Origin of the sequence: Microcystis sp. LE19-41.2A, from assembly GCF_027530405.1 — a bacterium.
GTDB lineage: Bacteria > Cyanobacteriota > Cyanobacteriia > Cyanobacteriales > Microcystaceae > Microcystis > Microcystis aeruginosa.
Map to the genome: position 1 here is coordinate 1 of NZ_JAPZQJ010000398.1, position 14,129 is coordinate 14,129.

Consider the following 14,129-nt stretch of genomic DNA (forward strand, 5'->3'; position numbering starts at 1 on the left):
AAATCCTTATCTGGCAAGAGACTTAATTGATTAGTTCGCTCTAGATAAGAAATAATTGACAAAAATCGCTAAATGCCTTTCTATATAAGGGTTCCATCCCTTATAACCCCCGTCCATTGCATAACACAAACCGAAGAGCCAATTAATTTCTTGGTTAGGATAGGCAAAAGGCAAGAAGTAGTTAGATATGTGTAATTGATTGTGTCTAGCTACTTAAAAGCCGCCAGATTTTCTCTATTATAAGCTGGAGGAGCAAAATGAATTCTAATCCCTACTTCGCTGGCAAGGATATCTATCAAAAATTTGTGGCAGTAGTAATAGTTTTAATTAGTTGTTGGTTAGTGACTTTTCCGGCCTGCGCCGGATCCGCCCCTCTAGAAGTTAAAATTAGTCTAGGCTCCGGCCAAGGAGAATTAAAATTCTTTCCTAGTCAATTAGACTTTATTGCTGGACAAAAATACAAATTAATTCTCGATAATCCCAGTCCCACTAAACATTATTTTACCGCTAAAGACTTCGCCGATGCTAGTTGGACGCAGAAAGTTGAAGCGGGAAAAGTGGAGATTAAAGGGGCAATTCACGAACTAGAATTAAAACCTAATGCACAGGCAGAATGGGTAATAGTTCCTCTCAAAACTGGTAAGTATAAATTAATCTGTACTATTCCGGGTCATGCCGAAGCGGGAATGGTGGGAGAAATCGCCATTAATAACCCATGAATTTAAGAAAAATTGTCTCCTTTGCTTTCCTATTATTTATTCCCCTATCGGTGGTCGCTAGTCGTCTTAATTGGGGAGATCAAGCTATTTTTATCACTGCCGCTTTATCGATCATTCCCCTGTCAATTTGGTTAAGTACGGCCGTGGAAAGAGTTGCCGTAGTCACCGGGCCAACTTTGGGAGGATTAGTTAATGCTATCTTCGGCAATACTACCACTTTAGTTATTGCCTTAATTGCCCTAAAAAAAGGCTTGGTGGACATCGTACAAGCCAGTATTACCGGTAGTATTCTCAGCGACTTATTATTATTTATGGGCATGGGAATGCTCACGGGAGGTATTCGCTACAAAGAGCAGGAATTTAAACCGATTTTAGCCCGGGTAAATGGTTCTTCCATGACTTTAGCAGTAATAGCGATCGCTTTACCAACTTTGGTAATATATACTTCTAACGTGGTGGAAGTTGCCGATATTCTCAGTCTTTCCCTAGTCACCGCCACGGTTTTATTAATAGTTTACGGGTTAACTTTATTATTTTCCCTCAAAACCCATAGCTATCTCTACGAAGTGGGATTAAGTAATGAAAATACCCCCGACAATCAGGTTAGTGAGGAAGAAAAAGCTCAAGTCTGGATTTGGTTACTTGTGCTGCTTACTTCCACCGTAGCTGTAGCTTATGAGTCGGATTTATTTGTTGATGTAGTGGAATCGGTGATGGAAGGATTTAATCTCACTCCTCTCTTTATCGGGGTGATTTTCATTCCTTTAATTAGCGATGTTTCTGGAATAGTTACCGTCACTCAATTAGCCCTAAAAAATCAGATGGATTTAACGGTTTCCGTGGCGATGGGGGATAGTTTATTGGTGGCTTTATTCGTGGCACCTTTATTAGTTTTTATCGGTCAATTTTGGCAGCAACCGATGGATTTAAATTTTAATCCCTTTAATGTGGTGGCTTTGATTGTAGCGGTGATTGTTACTAATTTAATCAGCTTTACCGGTCGTTCCAATTGGTTAGATGGAACCCTATTACTAGCCACCTATTTAATCTTGGCAGTGGCTTTTTATTACCATCCCGCCTAGCCAAAAAAGAGATTTAGGTATTTTCTGAGATTGGGTGCATCTCATTTTTGTAAATCTACTAAGTTGGGATTTTTAAGGGGAAACTCTCTGCTAAAGTCGGGCATTACTTTCGATTTTTTCCCTCAATCCAAGCTTTTGGGGGGTTCTACCCCCCAAACCCCTAGGGTTGATTCATCGTAGGGTTGATTCATCGTAGGGTTGATTCATCGTAGGGTTGATTCATCGTAGGGTTGATTCATCGTAGGGTTGATTCATGAATCAACCCTACCCTTAATAAGGGGGTGTCTGATTTTAACATCTGACTACTTAGGACTTTTGCCACTTCAGTTAAATTGTATCGGGATCGATGCCTAATTCTCGCAATTTTTGGGACAATTTTTCCTTAGCTTGTCGTTCCCTTTCTTGTTCGAAAAGAGCCTGTTCTTTTTCTAAAAGAGCCTGTTCTTTTGCCTGTCGTTGCTGTAATTCGGCTTCTTGAGGAGTGGGGACTAATTGACCATCGGCGGTAAAATAACGCAGTTTACGGTCAAATATGCCTAAATATAATCCTAACTGTTCACTCCAGAGATAACCCTGTTCATTGGGAGAAATGGCTTGATATTGTCCCTCAATTAGTCTAAATCCTTGCAATTCTAACGTATTAGGATCGAACCAAAAATAATTAGGAGTGCGAAAGGTATTTTGATAGAGAATTTTCTTGTTATTGCGGTCAATATTAGCCGTAGAATCGGAGAGAATCTCGACAATTACATCCGGATATTTACCCTGTTCTCTCCAAACCACCCAACTTTTGCGGGGACGCTTTTCGGTATCTAAAACCACAAAAAAATCGGGACCCCAGAAATCGCGCTTTTTCAGTTGTTCCGCTTTGTAGTAGATGGTTAGATTTCCCGAAGCGTAATAATCACTCCTCTCGCGCCATAATAATTCTAGACAACTAAGGAGAATGATGATCTGTTGCAGGTGTAGATCACTTTCCAATGGTGGTTCATCACTCCATAAATCTGTGGGGGGACAGGCAACTTCTGGGATTATGTCTAGGGCTGTCATGACTTTTTCCCGGTATTTTAGGATTGATTAATTATAGCTTTTTTCTCACAATTGCAGAGATAAGGCGGGGGGATTTTAACCAATAACTTAAGTAGGTAGGCGTTAAAAATTATCAGACACCCCCCTTATCAAGGGTAGGGTTGATTCATGAATCAACCCTACCTTATCAAGGGGGGCAGGGGGGATCGAACCTAAAATCCATTTTTAATTTAATTATAACCAGCTACTTAATCCTACACCTTGACCGATCGCCTTCGGCACTTTATCCTAGCGCCATGGGCAAATATGTTAAAACTTCTATACAATAGCGCCAATAAGCCCGATAACAACGATGACTGAAACCCTAATTCAACCCACAACCCTAGTAGAACTCTTACGTTACCGCGCCACGGCACAACCAGAGGGCCATGCCTACACTTTTCTTATCGATGGTAAAAAAGAAACCCCACCTTTAACCTACAGTGAACTCGATCGCCAAGCAAGAGCAATCGCCGCCTATTTGCAAAAATACCAGGCCCAAGGGGAACGCGCCCTATTACTCTATCCTCAAAGTTTAGAAGTAGTGGCCGCTTTTTGTGGTTGTCTCTACGGGGGAGTGATTGCCATTCCCGTCCCCCCACCGGAATCGGGACGACTTAAGCGCACTCTGCCCCGTTTACGAGCAATTGTCAAGGATGCTAATGCCACCTTTGCCCTAGTTACCGAAAGTATTCTGACTCTTATTGAAGGTGTTAAGGAAGAATTTCCAGAATTCGACCAAATGAAATGGATTACTACCGAAAGTATTGATATTTCCCTCGCGGACCAATGGCAAGATCCCCAGGTGGATAAATCGGCGCTTGCTTATCTGCAATATACCTCCGGTTCGACTAATATCCCCAAAGGAGTGATGTTAAGTCATTTTAACCTGATGCACCATTGCGGTTACTTGCAAAAAGCTTGTGGTTACGAACCGGATAGCGTTACCCTCACTTGGATGCCCTATTTCCACGATTACGGGTTAGTCGAAGGTATCACCGTCCCCCTCTACAACGGTACACCCTGCTATCTCATGTCTCCCTTTGCTTTTATTAAGCGTCCGATGCAGTGGTTAAAAAATATTACTAAGTACAAAGTTACTCATAGCCAGGCCCCCAACTTCGCCTATGATCTTTGTACTCGTAGGATTAAAGCTGCCGATTTAGCGGAATTAGACCTGAGCAGTTGGCAGGCCGCAGGAAATGCCGCCGAACCGATTAATCCGAAGGTCATGGCCAAATTTGTCGATACTTTTGCAGATTACGGCTTTTCTTGGCAAACTTTCGCCCCTGCCTACGGATTAGCTGAATATACCCTCTTGATTTCCAATAAACCCAAGGGAACCACCCCAATTATCACCGCTTTGGATGCAACCGCCTACGAACGCGGTAAAATTGTCCCTGTAGGCTCCGATCGAACCACGGGAGTTAGATACGTCCCCAGTTGTGGTCGTCGCGTCTGTGATACCCGTATAGCTATGGTTAATCCCGATACTTTCACCCTTTGTGCAGCCGATGAAGTGGGCGAAATTTGGGCCAGTGACCCCAGTATGGCCGCTGGATATTGGCAACGGGAAGACGCAACTAAAGAGACTTTTCAAGCTTATCTTGCTGATACGGGAGAAGGACCGTTTTTACGCACCGGAGATTTAGGTTTTCTTCTCGATGGGGAATTGTATATCACGGGACGGATTAAGGATTTAATTATTGTCCGTGGCAGTAATCATTATCCCCAGGATTTAGAATGGTCAGTACAGCATCTTAATGAGGTTTTTCGTCCCGATTATGGTGCGGCTTTTTCCATTGAAGATAATGGGGAAGAACAGTTAGTTATTGTCCAGGAATTAGAACGTCGCAGCGGCGAATTAGATACGGCTAAATTAATCGCCGATATCCGTCAAGAAATCGCCGAAGAACACGAAATTATGACCCATGCGATTGTTCTGGCTAAATCGGGAACAATTCTCAAAACTGCCAGTGGCAAAATTCAACGCCGCGCTATTAAACAGAATTTTCTCAATGGTAATATGAGTGTTATCGATGCTTGGTCAGAAAATCCTGAGTTAGTTAGTAAATTTAATCGCTCTATTTCTCAAACAGAAGCATAGTTTTTTGGGTGGGCATTGCTCACCCGATCGAGTATAACAGAGGCAGGGGGCAGGAGGCAGGGGGCAGGGGTAGGGTTGATTCATAGTAGGGTTGATTCATAGTAGGGTTGATTCATGAATCAACCCTACCCGTTGGGGGCGTGGCGCCGCCCCCAAACCCCGGAGCGCATTAGTTTTTCGGTGGTATGCTTACAGACGGCTGCTGATATATCTGTAATAATTTAAGAGTCACTCCACTTGCATTTGAACAGAACAAGTAAGGGCGAAGCATTCGGATAGGAAATCTACGGTTTCAGCGATAGGTTATCGCTCGAATGCTTCGCCCCTACGGGACCCTTGACTTGTGGGGAAAGGTAGAAATTAATAGGCAAATAATCCCGATATTAATAAAGACATCAGCCAGATTAAAAACAGGAAAATTAATCAATCTAAAATCGAGAAAATCCACCACATAACCAAACAAAAAGCGATCGATGCCATTGCCGAAAGCCCCTGCTAAAATAAAACCGTAGGCTAATTGTTCCCAACGATTTAAATGCGGTCCAAAGTAAGCAAAAGCCATTAATCCCAAACTAACTAATAAGGATAGCCATTTTAGCCAACCAACACCGCCCCGAAAAACACTAAAAGCCGCCCCGGTATTAATCACATAGGTAAAATGAAAAACCCCCGGAATAATCGGGAAAGTATCACCAATTTGCTCAAAACTCTGCACGGTTATATACTTAGTTAATTGGTCTAAAATTAGACCAAGCACCGCCACTATCCAAAACCAGCGATTCTTTTTTAACATTGGCTGTGGCATCAATAAAATAATAATTTACGGAAGAAAAAGGCAATAATTACCACCACACAAATTACTACTAACTGCCCTAAAAATGGCCAGACTGAATAATTCATAAATAGGGTGGGCAAACTATCGGGAAAGGTGATTTGACTGGCTTGGGGCTGAAAAATCGACAATCCCAGCATATATAATAAACCGCACAGATGAATAACTAACAAACCGGCAAAGGCACTTAAAGCCAGGGTTTCTATCTTGGCGCGCCAGCGAAAAGCCAACCAACCACACAGCCATGCCCCCGGCATAAAGCCCAAAATATAGCCAAAACTGGGTTCTTTCAGATAACCTATTCCCCCACCCTGAGCAAACACAGGCAACCAAGTTAAACCGAGAAAAATATAGGCCACCTGGGCAAGAAGCCCGGCATTTTTGCCCCCCAGACAGCCCGTTAACAATACTGCCCCAATTTGGTAAGTTATGCCTAGTTTTTGCGAAGATAGACCCGCAGCCGACCAACTAGCTAGGCTTACTGGAACAAATGTACTAAAGATTGTCAGCAACAAACCAATCAAGGCCCAGATTAACTCATTGGGAACCGATGCGGAAGTGCGCCGGGGCGGAGAGCCTCGTCCTCGACGTGATTTAGGTTGCCTGTTGGGGTTGGTATTCACCGGGGATGGGGGCTTCTCCTCCTATTAAACTAAGATCAGCCAACATCGCCTGATCCTGTTGGGGGGGTTGTCCTAGAGTGGTCAAATAATGCCCAATCAGCATAGCATTAATTCCCGATTTTAGCCCCAGATTTTGCAATTCTCCCATCACCGCCTCTCGTCCCCCGGCATAACGGAGGATTTGTTGAGGTAAGATAAACCGGAAAATAGCGATCGCTTTTAGGGCAGTCAAGGGATCCAGTTTGGGTAAATGACCTAAAGGGGTGCCACTTCTGGGGTTTAATAGGTTAATCGGCACGGATTCCACTGCTAATTCCGCCAGGGAAAAAGCTAAATCAATGCGATCAGTCCAACTTTCCCCCATACCGATAATTCCCCCCGTACAAGCTTGAATTCCCGCCGCTTTCAGGTTTTTTACCGTTTCTACCCGATCCTGCCAACTGTGGGTGGAGACGACGTTAGGATAAAAATTCTCGGAAGCTTCCAGATTGTGATTATAACGGGTAACTCCAGCTTCTTTTAAGGCCTGGGCTTGGGCAAGGGTTAACTCTCCGAGGGCGCAACAGGGTTTAATCTTGGCCGTTTCGATGATTTCTTGAACTGTGGCCAGTATTTCCTCGAATTCCTGCGATTTAGGGCTATTGTACTTTAATCCCCGGCCTTGACTAACTAAACAGAAGCGTTTGGCCCCCGCGTCGGCTGCCGCTTTCGCATGGCTGACGATTTCCTCGCGACTTTTTAAACCGTAGATAGGCGAATCTTGACCGGGATGGTGGGCGGATTGGGAACAAAAACTGCAATTTTCCGAACAACTTCCCGATTTTATGTTGATAATGCTACATAAATCTACCGTATTACCACAACAGGCCTGACGAATGCGATCGGCAGCTTCACATAAGCTGAAAATATTTTCCTGACCTTCGATCGCAGTTAAAGCTAGGGCCTCTTGCTTACTGAGTCGATCGCCGGCGATAATCTGATTAGCCCTAGTCTGTAACCAGTTTTTTAAGGCTTCTCCCTCCATGGGGATAGATTGAGTAGCGGTGTGTGTAGAGACTTGTACCACGTCGTTTATGCTCTGACTAAGTTAGGCTCATCTTATCATTATTCAGTTACCGGGGAAAGATTAATAAAAAACTTTAGAAAAAAATGCCCTTTTGTGCTAGACTACCCGCAAAAGTTATCTTGTCTCCGATTTTATGAAAGTTATTCCCACGGAAATTCCTGATGTTTTAATCATTGAACCGCAAGTTTACGGAGACGATCGAGGTTTTTTCTTGGAGAGTTTTAATCAGAAAGATTTTCGAGAAAAAACTGGAGTCAATACCACTTTTGTCCAGGATAATCACTCTATGTCCTTAAAAAATGTCCTGCGAGGATTGCACTATCAAATCCCCAATCCCCAGGGTAAATTGGTGCGAGTGGTGAACGGTAGTGTTTTTGATGTGGCCGTGGATGCGCGTCAAAGTTCCCCCACTTTTGGGCAATGGGTAAGCTGTGTTTTAAGTGCGGAAAATAAACGTATTTTCTGGGTTCCCGAAGGTTTTGCCCATGGCTTTCTAGTTCTCTCTGAACGAGCCGAATTTCTCTACAAAACCACTAATTATTATTATCCCCAATACGAAAAAACCATTTTATGGAATGATGCCGATTTAGGGATTGATTGGCCCCTAGAGATTCCCCCGATTCTCTCCCCTAAAGACCAAGCTGGACAACCCTTTAAATCCGTGGAAGTTTTCCCCTAAAGACAATGAAAAAAGTTTTACTAATTGGTGCTAAAGGTCAAGTGGGACAAGAGTTACAAGTAACTTTACCATTCTTGGGCGAAGTTATTAGTATCGGTCGAGAAGAACTAGATTTAACTAACTCGGAAAAAATCGGCCAGTTAATTAGGGAAATTCACCCCGATTATCTGGTTAATGCCGCCGCTTATACGGCAGTGGATAAAGCCGAAACCGAGCCAGAATTAGCCTATGCTATCAATGCTACAGCCCCGAAAATCATGGCGGAATCTGCCGAGAAAATTCAAGCTAAATTTCTCCATATTTCCACCGATTATGTGTTTGATGGTCGAAAAAATACCCCCTATCTAGAAACCGATCTAACTAATCCTTTAGGGGTTTATGGACAATCAAAGTTAAGGGGAGAAGAGGAGATTAAAACTGTTAATTCTCAGGCAATTATCCTGCGTACTGCTTGGGTTTACGGCAGTTATGGCAAAAGTAATTTTGTCAAAACCATGCTGAGATTAGGCAAGGAAAGAGAGGAGTTAAAAGTAGTTGTCGATCAGGTGGGAAGTCCCACTTGGTCCAAAGATATCGCCACGGCCATTACTCAGCTTTTAATTAATGTCGATAATCCCGCAGGAATCTATAATTTTACTAATAGCGGTGTCGCCAGTTGGTTTGATTTAACTAAAGCGATTTTTGAGGAGGCAAAAATAAGCGGTATTCCCTTAAAAATTCAGAGAGTAATTCCCATTACTACTGCTGAATATCCTACCCCAGCAGTGCGTCCAGCCTACTCGGTTCTTTCCGGTCAAAAAATCTCGCAACAATTGGGTTATATTCCTCCCTATTGGCGGGATTCTCTCAAAGCTATGCTCAACCAACTATTTAATCTTTAAAACTATGAAAGCACTAATTTTATCTGGTGGTAAAGGTACGAGGTTACGTCCCCTAACCTATACGGGTGCAAAACAGTTAGTTCCCGTTGCCAATAAACCGATTTTATGGTATGGAATCGAGTCAATTGTCGCCGCAGGAATTACCGATATTGGCATTATTATCAGTCCCGAAACCGGGGAAGAAATTCGTCAGACCACGGGCAGTGGTGAACAGTTTGGGGCTAAGATAACTTATATTCGCCAAGAACAACCAGCTGGATTAGCTCACGCGGTCAAAACTGCCCAATCTTTCCTAGGAGATTCCCCCTTTATTATGTACTTGGGTGATAACCTAATTGAGGATGATTTATCGCCCTTTTTAGACTCTTTCCAAAAACAGTCCCTTGATGCTTTAATTCTCCTGCGAAAAGTGTCTAATCCCAGTGCTTTTGGGGTGGCAAAAGTAGATGAAACCGGCAAAGTTTTATACTTAGTCGAAAAACCCAAAGAACCTCCCTCAAATTTAGCTTTGGTGGGGATTTATTTTTTTGCCCCCACCATTCATCAAGCGATCGCATCTATTCAACCTTCGGCAAGGGGTGAGTTAGAAATTACCGACGCTATCCAAGAATTAATCAATCAAAATAAAGCAGTAGAAGCCAATAAACTACTGGGTTGGTGGTTAGATACGGGTAAAAAAGATGACTTATTAGAAGCAAATCGGATTATCCTTGATACCAGTCTAGAAATCGCTTTGCGGGGAGAAATTGATGCTAATAGTCAGGCGATCGGAAGGGTACAAATTGGTCAGGGTAGTAAAATTATTAATAGTACCATTCGCGGACCTGTCATTATTGGAGAAAATTGTCACATCGAGAATTGTTTTATCGGTCCCTATAGCAGTGTGGCTAATGGAGTAAAATTAATCGATGCCGACATAGAACACAGTGTAATTCTCAAAGATGCCACGATTATTGGCATTCATCAGCGCATAGTTGATAGTGTGATTGGACGACGGGCAAAACTAGAAATTGCCCCCCAACGTCCCAAGGCTTTACGCTTTATGATCGGGGATGATTCCCATGTAGAATTAGTGTAGTTAATGGGGATTAACTACCCCTTTAATTAGGGTTTGCGGCAAAAAGTTTTTCCTGGGTGTAGGGTGTAGGATTTTACCGATTTTCAGAGGTTCAATTACCTAATTTTCAGGGAAAAAGTGCCTGAATTTTCCCCCCAATCACTCCAATCGCTGGCACTTTTTGATGGGAAAAAAGTCTAAAAGCCTTATCCAACAAGGTTTTTAGATTTATTCAGCCAACCCTAACTATGTTATAATTAAGAGTCTGACCTATTTTACCGTTCTAGAACTATGACGCAACAGTATCGCATTACCCTACTACCCGGCGATGGCATCGGGCCGGAAATCCTCGCTGTCACCGTAGAGATACTGAAAGTCATCGCTAAAAAATTTGACCTCCAGTTTGACTTCCAAACCGCTTTAATTGGAGGGGCAGCCATTGATGAAACCGGCAGTCCCCTCCCCGAAGCAACCCTGAGCGCCTGTAAAAATAGTGATGCTGTTCTCCTGGCCGCTATCGGGGGTTATAAATGGGATAATTTGCCCCGGCAGCAAAGGCCGGAAACCGGATTATTAGGCTTAAGATCTGGTTTAGGTCTTTTTGCTAATTTACGTCCTGCCACCATTTTTCCGCAATTAATCGACGCTTCTAGTCTCAAACGGGAGATTATCGAGGGAGTGGATATCATGGTCGTCCGGGAATTGACCGGGGGTGTTTACTTCGGTCAACCGAAGGGGATTTTTGAGACGGAAACGGGAGAAAAATGCGGTGTAAATACCATGGTTTACTTGGAATCGGAGGTGGACCGCATCGCTAAGGTAGCCTTTGAAATTGCCCAAAAACGCGGCAATAAACTCTGTTCCGTCGATAAAGCTAATGTTCTTGATGTTTCCCAACTCTGGCGCGACCGGATGACGAAAATGGCCGCTAATTATCCCGATGTGGAACTTTCCCATCTCTACGTCGATAACGCAGCCATGCAGTTAGTCCGGGCCCCCAAACAATTTGATACTATCGTCACGGGCAATTTATTCGGTGATATTCTCTCCGATGAAGCGGCCATGTTAACCGGTAGTATCGGAATGTTACCCTCCGCTAGTTTAGGGACTGCTGGGGTGGGAGTTTTTGAACCCGTCCACGGTTCGGCCCCAGATATCGCCGGCCAAGATAAAGCCAATCCGATCGCCCAGATTCTCAGTGCTGCTATGATGTTAAGATATGGGCTAAATCAGCCTTTAGCGGCAGCAGCACTGGAAAAAGCCGTAGAAAAAGTCTTAGAGTTCGGTTATCGTACCGGAGATATTTTCTCGGAAGGTATGACCTTAGTGGGATGCCAAGCTATGGGCCAGGCCATCCTAAAAGTTTTAGAATCCTAACAAAAGTGGCATAATCGGAAATCGTCATATACCATTGATTTAATAAATATGTCAATTTAATCGTGGGGAGACGAGTGATATGGTAGCCCTATCCGAGAAAACAGAACAACAACGTGTCGATATGGAAATTCCAATTTTGTTAGATCCTACTGTCTTACGGGCGGCCAGACGCATTTATCGCATCTACTGTACCCTCAATAGCAGAGTTAGTAAACGTCCTTTCGGTGTCGCTATTAACCGCGACAATCATCGGGGCCAATTAATTTTTAACAATAAACCGATTCTTCTCCCCGGTGAATGTTTCGTCCCGATTAAGCAAATCGAATCAGAAGCCTATTAATTTTTGTGAAGATTTGCCCTAAATATCTTGCCAAACGTCAGCTAATACCCACTGGCGTAATTTTTTTGTCTAATATAGGGTTTGCTGAATAAATCTAAAAACATTGTTCGATAAGACTTTTAGACCTTTTTGAAATCCAAAAGTACCGGCCATTGGAGTAATGGGGGGGAAAATTCCTGGACTTTTTCCCTGAAAATCGGTAAAACCCTACACCCCACACCCTACACCCCACACCCCACACCCAAGACAAACTTTTTGCCGCAAACCCTAATATAAAAAGATGTTCGGGAATAATCTTAACTCTACCCTAATCCAAGACCTCGATCGCCTAGAAAATCGTCTTCGGGAAATTCCCCTCGAACCGGGGGTTTACTTCCTGCGCGACCAAAATGGCGAAATTCTCTACATCGGTAAATCCAAAAAACTCCGGTCTAGAGTCCGTTCCTATTTTCGTCCCAGTCAACCCCTCAGTCCCCGCATTGCTTTGATGGTGCGACAGGTGACGGAAATTGAATTTATCGTCACCGACACGGAAGCAGAATCTTTGGCCCTGGAAGCTAATCTAATTAAACAACATCAGCCCCATTTTAATACTCTCCTCAAGGACGATAAAAAATATCCATACATTTGTATTACTTGGTCGGAAACCTACCCGCGCATTTTTATTACCCGCAAACGTAGCATAAATAACCAAAAAGACCGTTATTATGGTCCCTACGTCGATACAAGGCTGCTGCGCCACACTTTACACCTAATTAAACGCACTTTTCCCCTGCGTCAACGTCCCCAACCTCTTTTTAAAGACCGTCCCTGTTTAAATTATGATATCGGTCGTTGTCCAGGGGTTTGTCAAAAATTAATCAGTCCCCAAGATTATCGGGAAACCTTGCAGAAAGTGGCGATGATTTTTCAGGGAAGGACGGGGGAATTATTAGACAAATTAGCGACAAAGATGCTCGCAGCGTCGGAAAACCTAGATTTTGAACAAGCGGCCACGATTAGGGATCAAATTCGCGGATTACAGGCTCTTAATACCGATCAAAAAGTCTCTTTACCCGATGATACCGTATCCCGGGACGCGATCGCTTTAGCTAAAGACGAGCAGCATTGTTGCATACAATTATTCCAAGTGCGTTCTGGTCGTTTGGTGGCACGTTTGGGATTTTTTGCCGATAGTCAGTCAGCAAACGAGGGAGAAATCCTGCAAAAAGTCCTGGAAGAACATTATTTATCGGTGGAAGGGGTGGAAATTCCCAGCGAAATCCTGCTACCCTGCGAATTACCGGAAGGTGAGGTGTTAGCGGGGTGGTTAAGGGAAAAAAAAGGTCGCAAAGTCGAGTTAACTGTCCCCCAACGGCAAAGTAAAGCGGATTTATTAGCTATGGTCGAGAAAAACGCTCTTTATGAGTTAGAAAAGACGAAAAGAAGCGCCGACCGAGATTTACAGTCTTTGCAGGATTTAGCGGTAATTCTCGATTTACCGGCACTACCCCACCGCATCGAGGGTTATGATATTTCTCATATTCAGGGTTCTAATGCAGTCGCGTCGGGAGTGGTGTTTATCGATGGGGTGGCCGCTAATCAACATTATCGTCACTATAAAATCAAAAATCCCGAAGTTAAAATCGGCCATTCCGATGATTTTGCCAGTTTAGCAGAAGTAATTCGCCGGCGTTTCCGTCGTTATGCCGAAAATACCGATAATATTGCCGAAAGTGATGATTTTCCCGATTTGGTCATGATTGATGGGGGAAAAGGACAATTATCAGCAGTGGTGACAGTTTTAGGGGAGATGAATTTATTAGAACAGGTAAAAGTTGTTAGTTTAGCTAAACAGAGAGAGGAGATTTTTTTACCGGGGGAATCCTCTCCTTTAGAGACAGATAAGGAACAACCCGGAGTGCAATTATTGCGTCGAGTCAGGGATGAAGCGCATCGCTTTGCTGTTAGCTTTCACCGACAACAAAGGATGCAAAAAAGTCGCCGTTCCCGTCTTGATGAGATACCCGGGTTAGGTTTTAAGCGACAAAAAGATTTATTAGCTCATTTTCATTCTCTGGATTATATTCGCGAAGCTTCCCTAGAACAATTGCAACAGGTGACAGGAATTGGCGAACAATTAGCTAAGGAAATTTATAATTATTTTCATCCTAAGTAGGCTATCCATTAGTCGGATCTTTCTTAACAAAAAGAGAAGAAACTTAAAAAAAGGGGAAACGATTGATAGGTATAGTTTTGAAAGAAGGAATTAAGGTGGAGGTAAGCAAAAAAATGGAGAAATGGGCAGCCCAAGAATTA

General features: G+C 43.4%; 14 protein-coding genes. 10 read left to right on the plus strand and 4 right to left on the minus strand.

Translation table 11 applies throughout. The annotated features are described in order from the left end of the window. Positions 1 to 257 precede the first annotated feature (257 nt). A complete protein-coding gene (locus tag O9290_RS16205) occupies positions 258 to 719 on the plus strand; it encodes a cupredoxin domain-containing protein (RefSeq protein WP_288027443.1) in 462 nt (153 codons plus the stop codon). Then, positions 716 to 1,801 carry a calcium/proton exchanger gene (cax, locus tag O9290_RS16210; RefSeq protein ID WP_012265049.1) on the plus strand — a complete coding sequence of 362 codons (1,086 nt, stop codon included), beginning with the start codon at positions 716 to 718 and terminating at the stop codon, positions 1,799 to 1,801. Before O9290_RS16205 ends, cax begins: the two co-directional genes overlap by 4 nt. A 327-nt stretch (positions 1,802 to 2,128) precedes the next feature. Here the strand turns inward: cax and O9290_RS16215 are convergent, their stop codons facing one another. Then, positions 2,129 to 2,851: a Uma2 family endonuclease gene (locus O9290_RS16215; protein ID WP_288087272.1), complete on the minus strand. Its 723-nt coding sequence runs from the start codon at positions 2,849 to 2,851 to the stop codon at positions 2,129 to 2,131. Positions 2,852 to 3,182: 331 nt separating this feature from the next. On the opposite strand from O9290_RS16215, the gene O9290_RS16220 reads away from it, so the two are divergent. After that, on the plus strand, positions 3,183 to 4,976 hold the full coding sequence (locus tag O9290_RS16220) for a fatty acyl-AMP ligase (protein WP_002763465.1): 1,794 nt from the start codon (positions 3,183 to 3,185) through the stop codon (positions 4,974 to 4,976). 325 nt (positions 4,977 to 5,301) lie between these two features. Here the strand turns inward: O9290_RS16220 and lspA are convergent, their stop codons facing one another. The 3 genes from lspA to bioB are packed head-to-tail and all read right to left on the minus strand — an operon-like array spanning position 5,302 to position 7,497. Beyond that, positions 5,302 to 5,769, minus strand: coding sequence for a signal peptidase II (gene lspA / locus O9290_RS16225; protein ID WP_002763467.1), 468 nt, complete (start codon positions 5,767 to 5,769; stop codon positions 5,302 to 5,304). A gap of 11 nt (positions 5,770 to 5,780) precedes the next feature. Beyond that, positions 5,781 to 6,431 (minus strand): biotin transporter BioY, encoded by a 651-nt coding sequence (locus O9290_RS16230; RefSeq protein ID WP_002763469.1) that lies wholly within the window; start codon positions 6,429 to 6,431, stop codon positions 5,781 to 5,783. Further along, positions 6,403 to 7,497, minus strand: coding sequence for a biotin synthase BioB (gene bioB, locus O9290_RS16235; RefSeq protein ID WP_002763471.1), 1,095 nt, complete (start codon positions 7,495 to 7,497; stop codon positions 6,403 to 6,405). The genes O9290_RS16230 and bioB overlap by 29 nt, the downstream gene beginning before the upstream one ends. A 133-nt stretch (positions 7,498 to 7,630) precedes the next feature. Between bioB and rfbC the strand changes: the two genes are divergently transcribed. From rfbC to uvrC, 7 genes are all read left to right on the plus strand, one after another. Continuing rightward, a complete protein-coding gene (gene rfbC, locus O9290_RS16240) occupies positions 7,631 to 8,176 on the plus strand; it encodes a dTDP-4-dehydrorhamnose 3,5-epimerase (protein WP_002763473.1) in 546 nt (181 codons plus the stop codon). Positions 8,177 to 8,181: 5 nt separating this feature from the next. Continuing rightward, entirely contained in the window at positions 8,182 to 9,057 is an 876-nt protein-coding gene (gene rfbD, locus O9290_RS16245; protein ID WP_002763475.1) for a dTDP-4-dehydrorhamnose reductase, read from the plus strand. Positions 9,058 to 9,061: 4 nt separating this feature from the next. Further along, positions 9,062 to 10,135, plus strand: coding sequence for a glucose-1-phosphate thymidylyltransferase (locus O9290_RS16250; protein WP_002763477.1), 1,074 nt, complete (start codon positions 9,062 to 9,064; stop codon positions 10,133 to 10,135). Between the two features lie 270 nt (positions 10,136 to 10,405). Next, positions 10,406 to 11,491, plus strand: a complete 1,086-nt coding sequence (leuB, locus tag O9290_RS16255) for a 3-isopropylmalate dehydrogenase (protein WP_002763479.1) — start codon at positions 10,406 to 10,408, stop codon at positions 11,489 to 11,491. A gap of 79 nt (positions 11,492 to 11,570) precedes the next feature. After that, positions 11,571 to 11,831, plus strand: a complete 261-nt coding sequence (locus O9290_RS16260) for a hypothetical protein (protein ID WP_002734814.1) — start codon at positions 11,571 to 11,573, stop codon at positions 11,829 to 11,831. Between the two features lie 129 nt (positions 11,832 to 11,960). Continuing rightward, positions 11,961 to 12,107 carry a hypothetical protein gene (locus O9290_RS16265; protein ID WP_002763481.1) on the plus strand — a complete coding sequence of 49 codons (147 nt, stop codon included), beginning with the start codon at positions 11,961 to 11,963 and terminating at the stop codon, positions 12,105 to 12,107. Positions 12,108 to 12,111: 4 nt separating this feature from the next. Then, on the plus strand, positions 12,112 to 13,989 hold the full coding sequence (uvrC, locus tag O9290_RS16270) for an excinuclease ABC subunit UvrC (protein WP_002763483.1): 1,878 nt from the start codon (positions 12,112 to 12,114) through the stop codon (positions 13,987 to 13,989). Positions 13,990 to 14,129: the final 140 nt, after the last annotated feature.